Annotated in this window: 15 protein-coding genes; 7 read left to right on the top strand and 8 right to left on the bottom strand. The window is 46.6% G+C overall.

The features are described from left to right. Window positions 1-239 precede the first annotated feature (239 nt). The 4 genes from acnB to hrpB all read right to left on the bottom strand — a co-directional run bounded on the left by acnB (window position 240) and on the right by hrpB (window position 10,349). A complete protein-coding gene (acnB, locus tag A9237_RS11435; protein WP_078608204.1) occupies window positions 240-2,828 on the bottom strand; it encodes a bifunctional aconitate hydratase 2/2-methylisocitrate dehydratase in 2,589 nt (862 codons plus the stop codon). A gap of 269 nt (window positions 2,829-3,097) precedes the next feature. Continuing rightward, window positions 3,098-5,410 carry a patatin-like phospholipase family protein gene (locus A9237_RS11430; RefSeq protein WP_078608203.1) on the bottom strand — a complete coding sequence of 771 codons (2,313 nt, stop codon included), beginning with the start codon at window positions 5,408-5,410 and terminating at the stop codon, window positions 3,098-3,100. 87 nt (window positions 5,411-5,497) lie between these two features. Beyond that, entirely contained in the window at window positions 5,498-7,888 is a 2,391-nt protein-coding gene (gene mrcB / locus A9237_RS11425) for a penicillin-binding protein 1B (RefSeq protein ID WP_054823994.1), read from the bottom strand. Next, a complete protein-coding gene (hrpB, locus tag A9237_RS11420) occupies window positions 7,881-10,349 on the bottom strand; it encodes an ATP-dependent helicase HrpB (protein WP_078608202.1) in 2,469 nt (822 codons plus the stop codon). The genes mrcB and hrpB overlap by 8 nt, the downstream gene beginning before the upstream one ends. A gap of 66 nt (window positions 10,350-10,415) precedes the next feature. Here hrpB and sfsA point away from each other — a divergent pair, with 66 nt between their 5' ends. From sfsA to panC, 7 genes are all read left to right on the top strand, one after another. Next, complete coding sequence (gene sfsA, locus A9237_RS11415; protein ID WP_020196598.1) at window positions 10,416-11,132, top strand: DNA/RNA nuclease SfsA; 717 nt, start codon at window positions 10,416-10,418, stop codon at window positions 11,130-11,132. Window positions 11,133-11,268: 136 nt separating this feature from the next. Continuing rightward, window positions 11,269-11,715: an RNA polymerase-binding protein DksA gene (dksA, locus tag A9237_RS11410; RefSeq protein WP_005439389.1), complete on the top strand. Its 447-nt coding sequence runs from the start codon at window positions 11,269-11,271 to the stop codon at window positions 11,713-11,715. A 109-nt stretch (window positions 11,716-11,824) separates the two neighbouring features. Then, window positions 11,825-12,688: a tRNA glutamyl-Q(34) synthetase GluQRS gene (gene gluQRS / locus A9237_RS11405; RefSeq protein WP_078608201.1), complete on the top strand. Its 864-nt coding sequence runs from the start codon at window positions 11,825-11,827 to the stop codon at window positions 12,686-12,688. A gap of 101 nt (window positions 12,689-12,789) precedes the next feature. Continuing rightward, complete coding sequence (gene pcnB / locus A9237_RS11400) at window positions 12,790-14,157, top strand: polynucleotide adenylyltransferase PcnB (protein ID WP_005439387.1); 1,368 nt, start codon at window positions 12,790-12,792, stop codon at window positions 14,155-14,157. After that, the gene (gene folK / locus A9237_RS11395) at window positions 14,154-14,639 is read left to right on the top strand and encodes a 2-amino-4-hydroxy-6-hydroxymethyldihydropteridine diphosphokinase (protein WP_009707557.1); all 486 of its coding nucleotides are present in this window, start codon (window positions 14,154-14,156) and stop codon (window positions 14,637-14,639) included. Before pcnB ends, folK begins: the two co-directional genes overlap by 4 nt. Before the next feature lie 24 nt (window positions 14,640-14,663). Next, window positions 14,664-15,458, top strand: coding sequence for a 3-methyl-2-oxobutanoate hydroxymethyltransferase (gene panB, locus A9237_RS11390; protein WP_005439361.1), 795 nt, complete (start codon window positions 14,664-14,666; stop codon window positions 15,456-15,458). Between the two features lie 11 nt (window positions 15,459-15,469). After that, entirely contained in the window at window positions 15,470-16,372 is a 903-nt protein-coding gene (gene panC / locus A9237_RS11385; RefSeq protein ID WP_078608200.1) for a pantoate--beta-alanine ligase, read from the top strand. Window positions 16,373-16,434: 62 nt separating this feature from the next. Here panC and A9237_RS11380 read toward each other — a convergent pair whose 3' ends face one another. The 4 genes from A9237_RS11380 to A9237_RS11365 all read right to left on the bottom strand — a co-directional run bounded on the left by A9237_RS11380 (window position 16,435) and on the right by A9237_RS11365 (window position 21,100). After that, window positions 16,435-17,364, bottom strand: a complete 930-nt coding sequence (locus A9237_RS11380) for a Kdo(2)-lipid IV(A) acyltransferase (protein WP_038894303.1) — start codon at window positions 17,362-17,364, stop codon at window positions 16,435-16,437. A gap of 141 nt (window positions 17,365-17,505) precedes the next feature. Then, window positions 17,506-18,276 (bottom strand): ABC transporter permease, encoded by a 771-nt coding sequence (locus A9237_RS11375; RefSeq protein WP_005439358.1) that lies wholly within the window; start codon window positions 18,274-18,276, stop codon window positions 17,506-17,508. Further along, window positions 18,276-19,193 carry an ABC transporter ATP-binding protein gene (locus A9237_RS11370; RefSeq protein ID WP_078608199.1) on the bottom strand — a complete coding sequence of 306 codons (918 nt, stop codon included), beginning with the start codon at window positions 19,191-19,193 and terminating at the stop codon, window positions 18,276-18,278. Before A9237_RS11370 ends, A9237_RS11375 begins: the two co-directional genes overlap by 1 nt. Window positions 19,194-19,429: 236 nt before the next feature. Next, the gene (locus A9237_RS11365; RefSeq protein WP_020196604.1) at window positions 19,430-21,100 is read right to left on the bottom strand and encodes a SulP family inorganic anion transporter; all 1,671 of its coding nucleotides are present in this window, start codon (window positions 21,098-21,100) and stop codon (window positions 19,430-19,432) included. Window positions 21,101-21,180: the final 80 nt, after the last annotated feature.

Genomic DNA, 21,180 nt, shown 5'->3' with positions numbered 1-21,180 from the left:
CGTCGCTTTCGGGAATAACATCGTTTTTACTCTTAGCTATTTAATCGTCATCCTCAAGAGCGAGGCATGAGCGAGTTGGGGATCTCTCAAGACATTGTCTAAAAGAGATTTCTACTCCTTCATCTCCCAGTCTAGGAAATGACGTAGTTCTAATATCTCGCAGCCGCAGCGTTCTGCAAAGAAAAAAGCGCCCACCAAAAGGTGGGCGCTTAACTAAGTATTCGCAGAGCGAGCCAAGATTACGCAGGCTCTTGGAAGATCACATTATCTGCTTTCTTGGTGTACTGTTCCATCTTGTGGAAGTTCAAGTAACGGTAAGTATCCGCAGCTGTCGCATCAATTTGCTCCATGTACGCCAAGTATTCTTCCTTAGTTGGAATCTTACCTAGAATCGCACCCACTGCCGCAAGTTCCGCTGAAGATAGGTACACATTTGCACCTGTACCTAGACGGTTCGGGAAGTTACGCGTTGAAGTCGACATTACTGTTGCTTTATCTGCAACACGTGCTTGGTTACCCATACATAGCGAACAACCTGGAGTTTCAATACGAACGCCAGCGCGGCCGTAAATACCGTAGTAACCTTCTTCTGTAAGTTGGTCACGGTCCATCTTCGTTGGCGGCGCTACCCATAGACGAGTGTCTAATTGACCATTGAACTTCTCAAGTAGCTTACCTGCAGCACGGAAGTGACCAATGTTCGTCATACAAGAACCGATGAACACTTCATCAATCTGTGTTCCTTGAACGTCAGACAGAAGACGAGCGTCATCTGGATCGTTTGGCGCACAAAGAATTGGTTCGTTGATTTCAGCTAGGTCAATCTCAATCACGTGAGCGTATTCCGCATCTGAATCTGCTTCCATAAGCTCAGGATTTGCCAACCACTCTTCCATCGCAGTAATACGACGCTCGATAGTACGACGGTCGCCGTAACCTTCCGAGATCATCCATTTCAGCATAGTGATGTTTGAGTTTAGGTATTCCTCAATAGACTCTTGAGATAGCTTAACGGTACAACCTGCCGCAGAACGTTCTGCAGAAGCATCAGATAGCTCAAATGCTTGCTCTACAGTTAGGTGCTCAACGCCTTCAATTTCAAGTACGCGACCAGAGAATTCGTTGATCTTACCTGCTTTCTCTACTGTTAGAAGGCCTTGCTTGATGCCGTATAAAGGAATGGCATGCACAAGGTCACGTAGCGTGATACCTGGCTGCATTTCGCCTTTAAAGCGCACCAAGATTGACTCTGGCATATCCAGTGGCATAACACCGGTCGCTGCTGCGAACGCAACAAGACCTGAACCTGCTGGGAACGAAATACCGAGAGGGAAACGAGTATGCGAGTCACCACCTGTACCTACCGTATCAGGCAGAAGCATACGGTTTAGCCACGAGTGAATCACACCATCGCCCGGACGAAGTGATACACCGCCACGGTTCATGATGAAGTCAGGTAGCGTGTGGTGTGTGTTTACGTCGACTGGTTTTGGATACGCAGACGTGTGACAGAATGACTGCATCACTAGATCTGCTGAGAAGCCAAGACACGCAAGGTCTTTTAGCTCATCACGCGTCATAGGGCCAGTGGTGTCCTGAGAACCTACAGTTGTCATCTTAGGCTCACAGTACTGACCTGCACGTACGCCTTCAACACCACATGCTTTACCCACCATTTTTTGAGCTAGCGTGTAGCCTTTGTCAGATGCAGAAGGGTCAACTGGCTTAGCAAATAGATCGGTTTCTTCTAAACCAAGAGAAGTACGAGCACGGCTTGTTAAACCACGACCGATAATCAGTGGAATACGGCCACCCGCGCGAACTTCATCAAGTAGTACTTTGCTTAGCGTAAAACTAGAAATGTCTTCGCCGTTTTTACGTACAACGCCTTCGTATGGGAAGATGTCAATTACATCGCCCATGTTCATATTTTGTACGTCTAACTCGATAGGTAGTGCGCCAGAATCTTCCATTGTGTTGTAGAAGATAGGAGCAATCTTACCACCTAGACAGATACCACCAGTGCGCTTGTTTGGTACGAATGGGATGTCTTCCCCCATGAACCAAAGAACAGAGTTCGTTGCAGATTTACGTGAAGAACCCGTACCAACAACATCACCAACATACGCTAGTGGAATACCATCTTTTTGCAGTTCTTCGATTTGATTAATAGGACCAACGCTGCCTGGTTGGTCTGGAACGATGCCATCACGTTCCATCTTCAGCATCGCTTTCGCGTGTACTGGAATATCAGGACGGGACCATGCATCTGGTGCTGGAGATAAGTCATCGGTGTTGGTTTCACCGGTCACTTTGAAGACTTTAACGGTAATCTTTTCCGCTACTTTCTCTTTTGATGTGAACCATTCAGCATCCGCCCAAGATTGTAGAACTTGTTTCGCGAATGCATTGCCTGCTTTGGCTTTCTCTTCTACATCGTAGAAAGCATCGAACATCAATAGAGTGTGAGATAACGCTTTTACAGCAATTGGGGCAAGCGCATCATCATCTAGGAACTCGACTAGAGGCGCGATGTTGTAACCACCTTGCATCGTACCTAGTAGCTCTGCGGCTTTTTCACGGCTTACAAGCGGTGATGCCACTTCACTTTTAGCAACAGCCGTCAAGAAACCTGCTTTTACATAAGCAGCTTCATCTACACCTGGTGGGATACGGTTCTCTAGTAGGTCAAGAATAAAGGCTTCTTCACCTTGCGGGGGATTTTTCAGAAGTTCAACAAGTCCAGCAACTTGTTCAGCGTCTAGCGGTTTAGGAACAACTCCTTCGGCAGCACGCTCTTCGACGTGTTTACGGTAGGCTTCAAGCACGACTTTTTCCTCTCATTGCGGTTCCTCCTTTTTTCTTACTATTTTTCAAAGTAAAGGAGTGAACATCCTTGGAAACTTGGCTCTCCATTGCCCTTGTTTTCATTCAATTCTGATTGAGAAACAGCGCCGTAGAGGCCAAACTGTGGGCGAAAGAATAGCAAATTTAACGTTAAATTAAAATCTCATCATTTTGACCAACATAGCAACTTACGACTAAAGTCCGGTAAATTTTGGCTAAATATGCGGAGATCTTGCTGTCCTATTCCCGGTTATTTAAATGATGTTCCAACGATCAAGTACACGGCATCTAAATCTTGCTCGGTACGACCGTATGCCAACATGATCGGTCCTATTGGAGAATCTACCCCAAAGAAAATCGATGCGGCATTGTACAGCGGCGCTTCATTGAGCTTCAGATCGTTATCTGACCAAACGCCACCGTGTTCAAGGGATGCACCTAAATACACAGGTGCTTCAAACAGCCCGAAGTCGTTATCCATCCATTTATAACGATACACTAGGCTGGTATAGAATAAGTTCTGCCCGATCAGGCTGTTACGTGGAATACCTGAGAGATTCAAGAAACCACCAAGCTCACGCGGGTCTAAAGGCACAGACGAGTTTTTGCTCTCAACAAAGCTGTATTCCGCTTGTCCGACTAAAGTATGACGACTATGAGTCACTGCTCCCTTGAAGCGCGCGGTAATCTCGTAAACGGTATCTTCAATATTGCCGTCTGGGTTTAACTGACGAAAATCCTCTGGAGTCTTATCGTGAGAAACTAGGTAATCCAAATCGATCAACATACCGTGCGTTGGGAAAGCGAAATCGTCCAAGGTATCTAGGCGGTAATTGGCAAATACACCCAAACGTTCATAATCAAGTTCACCGAAAGACTGAAAAGTGGATGCTTCAATCGCCCCTTTGGTATAGCGCCCGCCAACTCGGAACTCTTGCCAAAGCGTAGGTTGCACACCGGCAGCAAGCTCTGTAATAAACTCGGTGTAAGACACTGGCAGGTAATCGTAAACAGACCCAATATCGGGATTTTCAAAGTTATCAGAGAGGTTTCTGTTCTCTGTGTTGTAATTCACTTTACTAGAAACAAACAACTGCTGACTGGAAAGCACCGGAGAGTAAAGCTCCGCCTCAATCAATTTATCCGTGCCCATATCCACATTAAAGGTCAGCTCGGCGCCGTGAGAGTTCAAGTTGGTGAAATTGGCCGACATGCCGATGCCATATTGACTATCGGTATTGAAATCATCTTCTAAGAAGAAGCGGAAGTTTAGGTAGTTTGGACCCCAAGATTTTTCGTTCACTTCAAAGACGAGTAAGTTCACCCCATCGATTTCTTCAAAGTGATAAGTGATCAGCTCAAAACGATCCAGTGCATAGAGATTTTCTACCGCTTTTTCGATCTCAGCCGTTTCTAGAGGGCGTCCTGTGTCTAACTCAAGTCGGTTAGTCAACAGCACATCACTGTAGTGGGTATTGTTCACAAGAACGATTTGGTCGACAACACGCTCATCGCCATACACAAGGTTCTTGCGCATGTCTTGTTTATGCTCGATGTATTTCTGGTACTCCGCATTCGACACACTCAGCCCTTCAAGCTTTGACTTTAGTCCTCGTGTGATCTCATAACCCGCTTTAAAAGCGTCTGGCATTTTTTCGAATTCTACCGTTTCCATTTGCCCAACATCAGGACGAATGTAGACATCATCACCGCTTAGCGTTTCGGCTTGTTCTTGAGTACTGCGGCGAACTAGATAGTTGGAGAGTTGGTCTGCGACGGCAAATAAGCCAGTAAAGTCCTCTTCACTTTTGTAATCAGTACTAATATCAACGGCAATCACCACGTCGGCGCCCATTGCGCGAGCAACATCAACAGGCATGTTATTGACTACGCCGCCATCCACCAGCATATGACCATTCAGTTCGTATGGAGGAAGTGCGCCAGGCACTGACATACTCGCCATCATGGCATCAACTAGATAACCGTTATCTAAGACGACCTCTTCTAGCTCGACGATATCAGTCGCGACTGAACGGTATGGAATGGCAAGATCATCAAAGGAGTTAAATCGGCCAAGATTGCCTGTGGTTTCACGCAGAATGCGCAACATGTTTTGACCTTGCACCACGCCTGTTGGCGAACGCACTTCACCAAACCTCAACCCTAAGTCAGTGGTGATTTGATAACGGTCTTCGTATTCTTTGTCGCGGACGCGACGTTGGCTGCGGTCGACACGGTCTCGATAACCGCTGTTCCAATCGACACTGTAGATAAAGCTTTCGATTTCATCGGCGCTCATCCCCGTGGCATATAGGCCACCGACATAGGCACCCATACTAGTCCCGGTGATGATATCAACGGGAATATTCATCTCTTCCAGAGCCTTCAAAACCCCGATGTGAGCGGCTCCTTTTGCCCCACCACCAGCCAGTACGACGGCGATTTTAGGACGAGATTGATCATCACTGACTTGCTTAGCAAAGGAAGGCGTTGCAATCAAAAAGGAACAGACCCAGAGCGCAACACAACGCTTCCATGGGTTTGAGATCGACTTTTTGAACATTCACTTCTTCCTTTACTGAATATTGAACACCTACTTTTACTAAGATTTGAACAACTTCACAAGTCAGTGATGGCGTTTTTGGTGGTCTTACCAATCAAATAGGTTATTCAACCAATTAGATTTTTTCTCACACTGTTGTTTGATTTGTCCAGACTTGTCCCACACTGGCAGCTTGTATTCACTGCGACAGTTCATTTCCAGCGCACCATTAGCGGCTTTTTGGAAGCCTAATGTGGTCACTTCTTTTGGCCAAGGCAGCTCTAGTCGCTCAGGGATACGTTGTTTAAGGTATTCCGCGTAGACACGCAATGCACCACTTGAACCAGTAAGTTTGGTCGACTTGTTATCATCGCGGCCAAGCCAAACGGTTGTCACTTCACGACCGTCGACACCCACAAACCAGCTATCACGGCTGTCATTACTGGTACCGGTTTTACCTGCCAGAGCAGCCCATGCGAACTGACTTTGTAGGAATCGCCCTGTACCTTGTGCCACCCCCTGCTTCATCGCGTAAGTCGTCAACCAAGCCGCTTGTTGGTCCACTGCTTGAGATGAGCGAGGTAGCGATTGATAAAGCACATTGCCATCCATGTCGATCACAGAGCGTAATGCCGATAACTTGGCGCGCTTACCTGAGTTAGTGACTGTCTGGTACATCTGCGCGACTTCAAATGGCGTCAACGAGAAGGAACCAAGGAACATAGAAGGCACTGGACGAATTTCATTCTTATCCACGCCCAAACGCTCTAGCGTAGCCGATACTTCTGGAATACCCAGCTCCATACCCAAACGCACGGTTGGCACATTGAGTGATTTCGCCAACGCTAAGTACAGCGGCACATCACCACGGAACTTACGGTCAAAATTGCGCGGCGACCAAACGCTGCCTTTACTGCCTTTCAAGCTAAGCGGAGTATCGTGAAGCGTGGTTGCAAGGTTGTACTTCTCTGGCTGCTCTAGCGCGGTCAAATAGATTGCAGGCTTAACCAAAGAACCAATTGGACGACTTGCATTCAAGGCGCGGTTAAAACCTTCATAGCCAACACGTTTACCACCGACCATAGCGCGAATCTCGCCACTATGCCGGTCAACCGCAACCGCTGCAGCTTCCAGCTCTTTACCAGCACGTTTAGCAAGCTCAGGGACTTTTTTCGCGATAGCTTGCTCTAACTTGCTTTGTGATACCGGGTCGAGAGAAGTAAACAAACGTAAGCCGGTTTCAGCTTTGAAGTTGTCGCCTACTTTTTCTTTCAGCTCAATGTTCAGTTGCTGGAAGTACGCTGGCTGACGACTCGCGATACGAGGTCTACTTTGTGTATCTAACGGACGATTTACCGCTTGTTCATATTGCTGCGCGGTTAACATGTCTTGTTGCATCAACAGACGCAATACCAAGTCACGACGCGTTTTAGTGCGCTCAGGATAACGAATTGGGTTGTAGTAAGACGGCCCTTTCACCATACCTACCAACATGGCGAGTTGGTCGATACGAAGCTCTTGAATCGGTTGACCGAAGTAGTAACGTGATGCCAAAGCAAAACCGTGGATTGCATCTCCACCGCTTTGACCTAAGTAAACTTCATTCAGGTAAGCTTCAAGAATACGGTCTTTGCTGTAGCGGTAGTCCAGAATCAGAGCAATGTACGCCTCACGGACTTTTCGCCACAAGGTTTTATCACGTGTCAGGAATAAGTTTTTCGCTAACTGCTGAGTAAGTGTACTACCACCTTGAACAGTACGACCCGCTTTGATGTTAGCAACAAGGGCACGGCCAATCGCCAGCGGCGAAACGCCATCATGCTGATAAAAATCACGGTCTTCAGTTGCTAACAGTGCATCGACAAGCACTTCTGGGAATTGATCTCGACGTAAGAACAGGCGCTGTTCATTCTGATCTTTTTCCAACATCCCTAGCATCTTAGGTTCAATGCGCAGATAACCAAGATCGCCTTTGGATTCCAGAGATTGAATGCGCTGTAAACCACTGCTTGAGAAATGCAGCATGACGTGACGATCAGGCTCAGGACCGTCAGCAAACTCGAACGGACGACGAATAAGCTCAATACGCGTTGAAGAAGAAGAGTATTCACCCGGATAACGAGGCTGACTTACCTTACGGTAGTTCAATACATCAAGCTCATTACGCATCTCTTGGATGGTAATGTTCTCACCCGGACTCAAATTGAGGATACGCGCATAAACGACAGTTGGCAGATCAAACAGCTGGCCGTCAAAGCGATCTTTCACCACACTATCGAGATAGATACCGACAAACAGCAACACCGCCGCAAGCGCTACACCCGCTTTCCAGCTAAATGACCAAATGATTTTAAGCCAAGACCGCTTGCCATTACTTGGCTTTTTCGATGGCGATTTTCTCGGTCGCTTCGCACCGCTTTTCTTAGCTGCAGTCGTTTTACTTGACGTTGTTTTCTTGGCTGGTGCTCTTTTTGCACCGGGCTTTTTAGTATCAGTCATTATTCAATTGTCTTTTTGTTTTTGTTGTCGCTACATGAGTGGCAGGATCGTCAGGCCAAACGTGTTTTGGATATCGGCCTTTCATCTCTTTTTGCACTTCTTTGTAGCTTCCTGCCCAAAAGGCAGCTAAATCCGTTGTCACCTGAAGAGGACGCTGTGCTGGAGAAAGTAACTCTAACACCAATCGCTTGCGACCTTGTGCCACGGTTGGAGAAGTACTCTCTCCAAACACTTCTTGCATACGCACTGACAGTACTGGTTCATGACCAAATTGGTAACGAATGCGCTTTTTCGAACCTGTTGGTAAGCGATAATCTTCTGGTAACCACTCATCAATCTGTTGATTCAACGGCCAACCTAATCGAGCGTTCAACGCTTCCACTAGGTTCACTTTCGCCAAATCTTTCACCGATGATACCGTGCTCATGTAAGGCTCTAGCCACTCTTCTAGGCCATTAAGCAAACTGGTCTCATCAAAACTTGGCCAAGCTTGCTCAGGTAACCATTCCACTGCGCAGCGAATACGTTCTAACAAATTTTCCGCTGCCGACGTCCAGTTTAGACTCTGTAAGCCCTGACGGCGGACATAAGTGAGTAAAGCTTGTGTCATTTTTTCTTTACCCGGACTCGGCAACGCTTCGCGCTTAATCACCAGTTGACCAAGTTTGATTTGGCGTTCGGCAATCAAACGGCCTTTTTTCTCATCCCAATCAACCAGCTCAGCCGTCGTGAAAAGGTGCTCGAACGTTTCTTGTAATGCGTTGATATCTAAGTCACAAGCTAGGTTAATTTGGCTTGAGTTAGAATGCGAGCGCATCAAATCAATCGTAACTAAGTAATCACAACCACCAAGAGTCTCTCCTGGCCGACACTCAGCACCATGCCCGTTCGACAAAGTAAAACGACCATATTGGTTAACACGCTGCTGCGCAATGCGATCTGGGAAAGCTAAGCTCAATACTAGCGCCAGCACTCGCTCATCGACATTAGGTAAGCTGAATACCGTATCCAGTTTGTGCGCCAGCGCTTGAGATCGCTTGTGCAATATCGTTTTCTTTGCATGTGTACCACTTACCCAGCGATGTAGGCTATGCGCGATGTTAGTCACATTGCGCTCAGGCTCTTCAATTAGGGCGACCGCAGCCAAAGCGGTATTTAGCATTTTTTCACTGCGCTGCTGCGTCTGAATCAGCATTGCTGCTGAGCGCGGCTCTACACCAAGAGCATGGGCCGTTTTACCTGCAGAAGTAAGTTGGCCTTGCTCGGTAAGTAACCCTAAAGAAATCAACAGCTGTTTAGCCTGAGCAAGCGATGCTGAAGAAGGGATATTCAACCATTTAAGCTCAGCGATATCCCCTGCTCCCCAAAATGCCAGTTCCATTACTAAGCTTGCTAAATCTGAGTGCAGGATTTCTGGTTGGGGAACTTGCGGTTGCTGCTTGAATTGGCTTTCTGAATACAATCGGACGCAAATCCCCTCTTCAATACGCCCTGCTCGACCAGCACGTTGGATCGCAGAAGACTGCGCTACGCGGACTTGCTCTAAGCGGGTAAGTCCATTCTTCAAATCAAAACGCGCCACACGCTCTAATCCAGAATCGACGACTAATCGAATACCTTCAATGGTCAAAGAAGTTTCAGCAATGTTAGTCGCGAGCACGACTTTGCGTTTACCTCCAGAAGCGGGAGCGATCGCTTTTTGCTGTTCAGCGAAGCTGAGTTGACCATAAAGAGGGCACACTTCGACGTTATCAGGTAGATGGGACAAACGCTCTTTGACTTGTTTGATCGCCGCCACACCGGGAAGAAAAGCAAGCAAAGAGCCAGACTCTTTGCTCATCAAGTGCTCGATCGTTTTTGCCATGGAGGTCGGCAAATGATCATTCGCCCCAAGCGGTAAATAACGCGTTTCTACCTCAAAACTACGACCTTCCGACTCAATGTAAACCGCCTCCGGTAATAAGGATTGCAAGGCATCTTGGTCAAGCGTTGCCGACATCACCACCAGCTTTAAATCGTCTCGCAGTGCTTCTTGAACTTCTAAACTGAACGCTAAGGCGGTATCGGCATGAATGCTACGCTCGTGAAATTCATCAAAAATCAGTAGGTCAATGCCGTCTAACTCAGGGTCACTTTGGATCATGCGCGTCATGATCCCTTCCGTCACAATTTCAAGTTGAGTGTGCTTACTCACTTTTGTCTCGCCGCGCACTCGGTAACCCACACGCTCTCCTACTTGCTCTCCCAACTGCTGCGCCAAATAACGTGCGATATTGCGCGCAGCAAGACGACGAGGCTCTAGCATTACAATCTTGCCCGTCACGGCTTGGCTTTTAAGAAGTTGTAGTGGGAAGTAAGTGGATTTACCGGCACCAGGAGCTGCCTTGAGGATCACTTGGTGTTGATGTTTGACCGCCGTAAGTAATTGTGGCATCACGGCTTCGATCGGCAATTGTGACAAAGGAAATACCCTATGTTGTAATGTTGGGCACATTGTACATAAAAACACTCTTGGCTAAATAAGCAAATGCAATTCGAACCCGCTCTAGAGTCCGCGACTCTACTTAAACGCTACAAACGCTTCCTTGCCGATATCGAATTGGATAACGGTGAGATTCGAACAATTCACTGTGCAAACACTGGCGCAATGACAGGCTGTGCCACTCCAGGCAACAAAGTTTGGTACTCCACTTCTGATAACCCAAAGCGCAAATACCCAAACAGTTGGGAACTGAGCGAAACGCCACAAGGGCATCGTATTTGTATAAATACCGCTCGTGCCAATCAACTGGCGGTAGAAGCAATTGAAAATAATGTCATTTCGGAACTGTCGGGATATGACCAACTTCAAACTGAAGTGAAATACGGCAATGAAAATAGCCGAATTGATATCTTGCTCAGCGCAAGTGATAAATCAAAGTGTTATATAGAAGTGAAGAGCGTCACCCTACTTGATGAGGAAAGTTCATCGGGACAAGGTTATTTCCCTGATGCCGTGACCACGCGAGGACAAAAGCACCTGCGGGAGCTCACAGAAATGGCACAAACTGGAAGTAGAGCCATACTTTTATTCACTGTTTTACATTCAGGTATTGAAAAAGTATCTGCGGCGCACCATATAGACGCGAAATATTCAACGTTACTAAAACAAGCACAAGACGCTGGAGTAGAAGTTCTCTGCTATAAAGCCGAACTGAGCAACACTGAAGTCAAGCTAATCTCTGCTATTGAATTTATCAATTGAGAGAAAAAATGATGTCGTCTTCACATTGACGATAAGTTTGCGATTCAGTAATTGCCTGCACCGCCTCTTTTTGCTATAGATACCCGCCTTAAATTGACTGCGATGCAGTTGACTAGGTGTAAGTAGGAGATGCTGTATGCCAGAATCAAAGAAGAAAACGATAGGCATCCTAGCCATTGCCGGTGTGGAGCCATATCAGGAAAAGCCTGGTGAAGAATACATGTCACCAGAGCAGGTTGAACACTTTACAAAGATCTTAACAGCTTGGCGTAATCAGCTCAGGGAAGAAGTCGATCGCACTGTACACCACATGCAGGACGAAGCAGCGAACTTCCCAGATCCAGTTGACCGTGCCTCTCAAGAGGAAGAGTTCAGCTTAGAACTGCGTAACCGTGACCGTGAGCGTCGCCTGATCAAGAAGATCGAAAAGACTCTAGACAAAATTACTGAAGACGATTTCGGCTTCTGTGAATCTTGTGGCGTAGAGATTGGCGTTCGTCGCCTAGAAGCGCGTCCAACTGCTGACCTTTGTATTGACTGTAAAACACTTGCAGAAATCAAAGAGAAACAGATGCAAGGTTAATCAACCACGCATTATGATTATTGAAAGGGAGCTCAGGCTCCCTTTTTGTTTTGACTAGCTTTTTAACGCTAAACTTCTAGTTTTACCCGAATACTTTCGAGATACACGCATGACACGCTATGTAGGTCGATTTGCCCCATCCCCTTCAGGACCATTACATTTTGGTTCCTTAGCTGCCGCTCTTGGCAGCTACTTTCAAGCAAAAGCCAATCAAGGGACTTGGCTCGTTCGTATCGAAGATCTTGACCCACCGAGAGAAATGCCTGGTGCGGCAGAAGATATTCTTAATGCGCTCCAAGCTTATCAACTCCATTGGGATGGTGAGGTGGTGTATCAAAGTGAACGACACCATTTATACCAAGCACAAATTGATGCGTGGTTGGAGAATGGCGATGCTTATTATTGCCAATGTACACGCAAGCAAATAAAAGAACATGGTGGTTATTATCTCGGCACTTGCCGCGACAAAGGCTTGAAAGAAGGTGCGATTCGCCTAAAAATGACCAAGCCCATCGCCAACTTCCTCGATCAGAAGCATGGTTTGATGACCATTCCTGAAGCGTTAGTAAATGAAGATTTCATTATTAAACGTCGAGATGGATTATTTGCCTATAATCTTGCGGTAGTATTAGACGATATCGACCAAGGGGTGACTGAAGTCGTCCGTGGTGCCGACTTAATTGAGCCCACAGGTCGTCAAATCAGCTTGTACCAAATTCTTGGACAACCAGAAGTTAGCTACTTGCATTTACCATTGGCGATGGACACTAACGGCAACAAACTGTCGAAACAAAACCATGCGACAGCCATTGATGTCGCTAATCCGAAGCCAGCTCTGCTGCATGCAATGACGTTTTTAGGATTCGATATTCCTGACGATATTCGAACCGCTAACGTAGACGAAATCCTACGTTGGGGCTGCGAAAATTGGCGTTTGCAACAGCTTCCAGCGGAGATCGAGATCACACCGTGATTCTCAAACGGCACTGTGTAGGCTATCATTAGCCGCAAAATTGGCCCTAGAGGCATAAAAACTAACCAAAGCAAGATTGGATTAAACCCAGTTATTGCCAGATGCACATGAATACAAACGACAATACAACAAGCGAATCTGCCATGATCCCAGAACTCGCTCTCAATGTACTTACTCGTGAAGAGCACAACATTTCGCGTAAGCAGATCAGTGATAATGCACTGAAGGTGCTATACCGACTAAACGGTGCCGGTTTCGATGCTTTTCTTGTGGGTGGCGGGGTTCGAGACTTACTGCTTGGACAAAAACCAAAAGACTTTGATATCGCAACTAACGCGACACCAGAGCAAATCAAACAACTGTTTAGAAACTGCCGTTTGATTGGCCGTCGCTTCCGTCTTGCCCACATTATGTTTGGCCGAGACATCATCGAAGTTGCGACCTTCCGCGGTCACCACCAAGAGCAAAAGAACAAGAACGTTTCCCAGCAGTCAAAAGAAGGCATGCTGCTTCGTGACAATGTTTACGGCACTATTGATGAAGATGCAGAGCGCCGTGACTTCACAATTAACTCGATGTACTACAACATCGCAGATTACTCTATTCACGACTACGCTCGTGGTATTGAAGATCTAGAGGACCGTCTTGTTCGCCTGATCGGTGATCCAGAAACCCGTTACCGTGAAGACCCTGTTCGCATGCTGCGTGCTGTTCGCTTCGCTGTGAAACTCGACTTCGATATCGAAGAAGACACCGCAGCACCGATTGAAGAGATGGCACCGCTACTGCGTGATATCCCATCAGCACGTCTTTTCGAAGAATCGTTGAAGATGCTTCAATCTGGTCACGGCCTAGAGACTTATCACCTACTGCGCGAATACAACCTGTTCCAACAGTTGTTCCCTGTAATTGCTGAGCACTTCACTGAAGATTACGAATCTCATACCGAACAAATGCTAGATTTAGTGCTTGATTCGACCGATATGCGAATCGAAGAAGGCAAGCGCATCAATCCTGCGTTCATGTTTGCAGCGATGCTATGGTACCCGCTATGTGCTATGGCAGATAAACTAATGGAACAACGCAACCTGTGCCATTACGACGCCATTATGGAAGCGAGCAACATCATTCTTGATGACCAAGTTCGTACTATTGCCATTCCACGCCGTCACACAGCGACGATTCGTGAAATTTGGCAACTGCAATTACGCCTTCCACGACGCAACGGTAAACGTGCATTCCGCCTAATGGAGCTCAACAAATTTAGAGCTGGCTTTGATTTTCTTGAAATGCGCGGTGAAATTGAAGGCGGTGATACTCAGAAGCTTGCCAAGTGGTGGGAAACTTTCCAAAATGCTGGCCGAGAAATGCGCCAAGCTATGGCTGCGGACCTAGACGGCCAAGCGCCTAAAACCGGTCAACGCCGCCGTAAAACTTACCGCAAGAAAAAGAGTAAGCCTAAGTCATGATCACAGCGTACATTGCGGTAGGCAGTAACTTGGCTGATCCTGTTAGCCAAGCCAAGCAAGCGATCGAAGCCCTTAAAACATTACCAAACTCTGAGTTTGTGCAGGCTTCATCACTTTACAGCAGTACACCGATGGGACCGCAAAACCAACCGGATTACATCAATGCGGTTGTGGCGATAAAAACCAATTTGACGCCTCTTGAGCTGCTCGATTGCACCCAAGCGATTGAGCAAGAGCAAGGGCGTGTCCGTAAAGATGAACGCTGGGGTCCACGAACTTTGGATCTCGACATGATTCTTTATGGCAATGAGGTGATCGATTCCGAAAGACTGACAGTTCCACACTATGGAATGAGAGAGCGCGAGTTCGTACTCTACCCTCTTGCGGAAATTGCACCAAGTTTACAACTCCCAGACGGGACAGAGGTGTCGTCACTACTTGCACAAGTAGATCGTAACGGCCTCAATATTTGGCAGTCATAGCCAACTCCTAGTGAGGATAAAACAATGAAAAAAATGACCATTAACGACCTGATTAAGTGGAAGCAAGAAGGTCGTAAATTTGCTACTTCAACTGCATACGATGCAAGCTTTGCCCAACTTTTTGAAAGCCAAGAAATGCCTGTTCTATTGGTCGGTGACTCTCTAGGCATGGTTCTGCAAGGTAAAAACGATACATTACCGGTAACCGTTGAAGATATTGCTTATCACACGCGCTGTGTACGCGCTGGTAGCCCGAATTGCTTATTGATGGCTGATATGCCATTCATGAGCTACGCAACGCCAGAGCAAGCGTGTGAGAACGCAGCAACGCTAATGCGTGCTGGTGCAAATATGGTAAAAATCGAAGGCGGCGATTGGTTAGTTGATACGGTTAAGATGCTAACTGAACGTGCAGTTCCTGTTTGTGCTCACCTAGGCCTAACACCTCAATCTGTAAACATCTTTGGTGGTTACAAAGTACAAGGCCGAGACCAAGAAAAAGCGGATCGCATGGTGAAAGACGCACTGGCACTGCAAGAAGCTGGCGCTCAAATTGTTTTGCTAGAGTGCGTTCCTGCTGAATTGGCGGACCGTATTACTCAAGTACTTGATGTACCTGTGATTGGTATCGGTGCTGGTAACGTGACTGATGGTCAAATTCTTGTAATGCACGATATGTTTGGAATTTCGGCGAACTACATGCCAAAATTCTCGAAAAACTTCCTTGCTGAAACAGGCGATATGCGCAAAGCCGTGGCTCAATACATGGCTGATGTCGAAAGCGGTGCATTCCCAGACGCAGCTCACACTATTGCCTAGAGGATAAATGCATGCAAACTTTTGCGGAAATCTCAGCGATTCGTGAACAGGTGAAAACCTTTAAGCGTGAAGGTCGAAAAGTGGCGTTTGTCCCAACCATGGGCAATCTACACGAAGGTCACTTGACGCTTGTTCGTAAAGCTCGTGAATACGCTGATGTCGTTGTCGTAAGCATCTTTGTAAACCCGATGCAGTTTGACCGTGCAGACGATTTAAATAACTACCCTCGCACTCTAGAAGAAGACTTAAGCAAACTAGGTGGCGAAGGTGTAGAAATGGTGTTTACTCCAACACCAGAAATCATCTACCCAGAAGGCTTGGACAAACAAACGTTTGTTGACGTACCGGGCTTGTCAACCATCCTTGAAGGCGCTTCTCGCCCAGGTCACTTCCGTGGTGTTACCACCATCGTAAACAAGCTGTTCAATATCGTTCAGCCTGATGTGGCTTGCTTTGGTGAGAAAGACTTCCAACAGCTTGCTGTGATTCGCAAGATGGTTGATGACCTAGGAATGGACATCGAAATCATTGGCGTACCAACTGTACGTGAAATGGACGGCTTAGCGATGAGCTCTCGCAATGGTCTGCTGACGATTGATGAGCGCCAACGTGCTCCAGTTTTAGCTCGCACTATGCGTTGGATCAGCAGTGCTATGCGCGGCGGCCGTGACGATTATGCTTCTGTGATTGAAGATGCGAACGACCAACTGCGTGCAGCAGGTCTACAGCCAGATGAAATCTTCATTCGTGATGCTCGTACACTTCAAGCGATTACTGCAGAGACCACTCAAGCGGTGATCCTGATGTCTGCATTCTTAGGTAAAGCTCGCCTTATCGACAACCAAACGGTTGATATGGTTGTAGAAGCCAAAGAAGAAGAATCAAGCGAAGCGAATTCAGCAAACGCTGAATAAGCGAAATGCATAAACGAAAAGGTCGGCACTACGCCGACCTTTTTTGTGTCTGATGGATGGTTTTATGAGTAAACGCATTCAAGCCCTTCAGGACGCGTCTTGAATCGCTTATGCAGCCACATCCATGCTGGAATATCTCTTCTGATCATGCCTTCTAGTTCTTGATTCAAAATACTGGCCGCTTTGACAGGATTACGTCGCTCAAACTGCTGACTAAGGTCATGACCGATATAAAGCGTATATTGGTTTCCGCTCATGACCGTCACTCCGGACATCACAGCGCACTTGGTCGCATCAATCAACACGCTCGAACCCACCGTACTTGCCGCTTGTTCAACCGCAAAAAACGGTGCAAAAACAGAATTATTCACACCATAATCATGATCCGGTAAGTACCACAAGCGCTGTCCATTTTTCAGAACTTTGAGCATCGATTTCACGTCTTTTCGATCAATCATTTGGTGCCCGCAGCGAGTGCGTCCACGATGCTGGACGAATTCATAAACTGGGTTCGAGTTCGGTCGATATACCCCATAACCTTTCGCAAACTGGCTAAAAATACGCGCCGTCATTTCAAGGTTAAGGTGATGACTACATACCACAAGCACACCTCGTCCATTTCTCTCTTGCTCAAGTAAACGCTCTTTTCCGACCACCTTGGCTAGACGCTTCACTCGCCAATCAGGCCAAAACCAAGCCATTCCCGTCTCGATGAGCGCCATACCCGTGTATTTAAAGTTTGTCTTTACCAACTCATCGCATTCTTGAGCGCTGTATTCTGGAAAGCAGAGTTTTAAGTTTTGCTTAGCAATGCCTCTACGACGTTTCATGGCCGGCATCGCAAGCGAACCGATACTTCGCCCCAGAAAACGTAAGGCTGAGTATGGAAGTAGATTGACAATCAGTGCCAAAAGACCAAAAGCGAACCAAACAGACCAGTATTTAGGAAGAAGCAATTTAAAGGAGAAAGATGGAGAGGGGACAATATTCATGGCTTCACTCATTTGCATCAAATGCATTTACAACAGTTGAATGAAACCTAGCATGTTAGAAGTCGAAAATTTGTATGGGAATGTATCGATGTGCATAAAGAAAGAGCAGCTCTCTGGCTGCTCTTTCAAACTTTGTTCGGATTAACTTCTTAAGCCAATGCCTTTAGTCACGAGGTAATGCGCCACAGCGTACAGTGCGATAACAAATACGGTCAGAACACTAAATGAGGTGACGATGCCTACATCAGACACACCTAAGAAACCGTAACGGAATGCATTCACCATATAGACGATAGGATTCAACTTAGACACGCCTTGCCAGAATTCAGGCAATAGGCTGATTGAGTAGAATACGCCACCAAGGTAGGTTAACGGGGTTAAAACAAACGTAGGGATGATAGAGATATCATCAAACGTTCTTGCGTAAACTGCATTGATCAAACCGCCTAATGAGAACACAACAGACGTCATAAACACCGTTGCGATGATGATGCCCCAATGGTCAACTTGCAGATCAACAAAGAACAGCGACACGAAAGTAACGATGGTGCCCACCAGCAAGCCACGAACCACACCTCCCATAACAAAACCAAGAATGATGATGTAGTTTGGTACCGGTGCAACGAGTAGCTCTTCGATATTGCGTTGGAATTTGGAGCTAAAGAATGATGATGCGACGTTCGAATACGAGTTAGTGATCACCGACATCATGATCAAACCCGGCACGATGTATTCCATGTAGCTAAAGCCGTTCATCTCACCAATACGAGAGCCAATCAAGCTACCGAAGATGATGAAGTACAACGTCATAGTGATCGCTGGCGGAACTAAGGTTTGCACCCAAATACGAGTAAAGCGGTTGATCTCTTTGGTCAACAGGCTACAGAAAGCTGTCCAATACAACTTATACATTATTGGTTACCTCCACGTACAATGCTGACAAACAGCTCTTCCAAACGGTTGGCTTTGTTACGCATTGAAAGCACTTTCACATCATGCTCAGAAAGCTGACTAAATACCGAGTTCAAACCTTGGCTCTTATCCAGCTCAATTTCTAAAGAGCCGTTCACCATCATCTGGCTATTTACCCCTTCTAACATCGGCATTTCACCTTCAAGCTCGACATCGAGAATAAAGGTTTCAACACGAAGTTTGCCGAGCAGCGCTTTCATCGTCGTGTTCTCAATCAACTCACCTTTATTGATGATACCGATGTTACGACACAGCATTTCTGCCTCTTCAAGGTAGTGGGTTGTTAGGATGATAGTAATGCCCTGCTCTTGGTTAATCTCTTTCAAGAAGTCCCACATAGAGCGGCGCAATTCGATATCAACACCCGCCGTTGGTTCATCAAGGATCAACAGCTGAGGCTCATGCATCAAAGCACGGGCAATCATCAAGCGACGCTTCATACCACCTGATAGATTACGTGCGCGTTCTTTGCGTTTTTCCCACAAATCGAGCTTAGTTAGGTATTTTTCCGCGCGAACTTTAGCAAGCTCTTTGGATACGCCATAGTAGCCCGCTTGCTGCATTACAATTTGCTCAACCGTTTCAAATTGGTTGAAGTTGAATTCTTGTGGCACCAAGCCTAGGTTCTGCTTCGCTAATTCAAGATGCGTATCGATGTCGTAACCAAAAACCTTAGTTGTACCCGAGGTTTTGTTTACCAAAGAAGAGATAATGCCAATAGTGGTTGATTTACCTGCACCATTCGGCCCTAGAAGCGCGTAGAAGTCACCTTTTTCGACTTGTAAGCTGACGCCTTTCAACGCTTCAAATCCGCCCGCATAGGTCTTGCGAAGCTGTTCAATTTCTAATGCGTACATTGCGTAATAATTGCCATCTGTTGATGAATCGTGAATGCCAATACCGTGGGGATCATTGATAGCGACTCAAGAGTCGAAAGCGGTATTGCTCTGAAGTTGAATTAGTTTATCGTTGAATAACGATGAATACAAATAAACCTTTCTATAAAATTAGAAATAACTATAAATCCTCGATTCCATTTACCAAAAAGCGCCACCAAATCTCTCTGGTAGCGCTTTTAAATAAGTCACTTAGACTACATGGTTAGCATTTGATGTTCATCGGTTTCTACATGTTTTACCGCTGCATTCAATGCTTCGTAGCGGAACTTGTAGGTGTTCTCATCAGGTACCAAATCAATCACGTGGAATTTCTCTAACTGCTCACGCGTACGTTGGTTTGGACAAAGTAAATAAACTTCACACTCTGCATCCAAAGCATCTTTAATGGCGTTCTCTAGCGCCAAGCCAACGGTCACATCAATCATAGGGACATCCGTCAGATCGAGAATCATCACTTCGTAATCCGAGATACTGGAGTGCTGACGCGAAATCGCCTTAGAAACGCTGAAAATCATTGGCCCAGAAAGATAGAAGAACAACACTTTTCCATTGGCTCTGTCTAACAGCCCTCGCTCACTGTCAGTCAGCGGAACATCGTCTTCATCCGCATCACTGATCGCCTTAACTTGGCGTGCTTGTTCACGGCTTAAACGTTCAATGATGATGATGTTAGAGATAAATACACCAAGGCCAACGGCGACAATCAAATCAACAAACACCGTTAATAGCATTACGCCATACATCACGGCCATGCCTGGGAAACTGACCTTGTGTGCGCGCTGAATAAAGCTCCAGTCAAGAATGTTAAAGCCAACATACACCGCAATACCCGCCAGTACAGCCATCGGAATCGGCTCGGTTAACCCACTTGCAACCAATACCACCAGCGCCAAAATCAAAGCACGAATCACACCAGATAGGGGCGAGCGAGCGCCCACTTGAATGTTGGTTACGGTTCCCATTGTCGCGCCAGCACCAGGCAGTGCACCAAACAGACCAGAGATCATGTTCGCCAAACCTTGACCGCGCAGTTCCTTGTCTGAGTCGTGCTCTTTACGCGTCAAAGAGTCACCAATAACAGCCGTGAGCAAGGTATCAATACAACCTAATGTGCCCAGCACTAAGGCATCAATGACCATTTCGGTAAACATCGCAGGATCAATATGCGGCACAACTAAAGACGGCAAACCTGCTGGGATTTCACCAATTCGGCGAATATCTTCAGCATCAAATAGGATGACCGAAAGCAAGGTGACGGCAACCAATGCCACTAACTGAGCTGGAACGTATTTACGGTACTGCTTAGGGAAGAAAAACAGGATACCTAGCGTCAGCAAGCCCAAAAACAACTCGCTAAACTTCAGGTTAGAAATGGTGTCTGGCAGTGCCGATAACGTCCCGATAACCCCACCAGAGGGCGCGGCATGGCCTAACAGGGGCGAAAGCTGCAAGATAATCAAAATGACACCGATACCCGACATAAAGCCGGAGATGACACTGTAAGGCATCAGCGTAACGTACTTACCGAGCTTTAATGTACCGAGCACAATCTGGAATGCCCCCGCCATCATTACAACGGTAAAGGTCATTGCCATCCCCGTTTCAGGGTACTTGGCCATCATGCTGGTCAGTACGGCGGTCATGATCACTGTCATTGGACCGGTTGGTTCCGATATCAGGGTGTTTGAGCCACCAAACAGCGAAGCAAAAAGCCCCACCATGATCGCGCCCCATAAGCCTGCTTCTGCGCCAGCACCAGAAGCGACACCAAAGGCTAACGCAAGAGGAAGTGAAATAATGGCCGTGGTGACGCCACCAAACAGATCCCCTTTCAAGTTGATATCCTTAAAGCGACTACCGAACATTGAATTTGCTCCCTGCATTAAAAAGACAAAATGCCATCAATCTAACAAATATTTCTACAAAGAAAAAAACACAATAAAAC

It is taken from the genome of Vibrio owensii (genome assembly GCF_002021755.1).
Classification (GTDB): domain Bacteria; phylum Pseudomonadota; class Gammaproteobacteria; order Enterobacterales; family Vibrionaceae; genus Vibrio; species Vibrio owensii.
The sequence above is the reverse complement of the archived record's forward strand: the minus strand, read 5'-3'. Positions and strand labels throughout refer to the sequence as shown.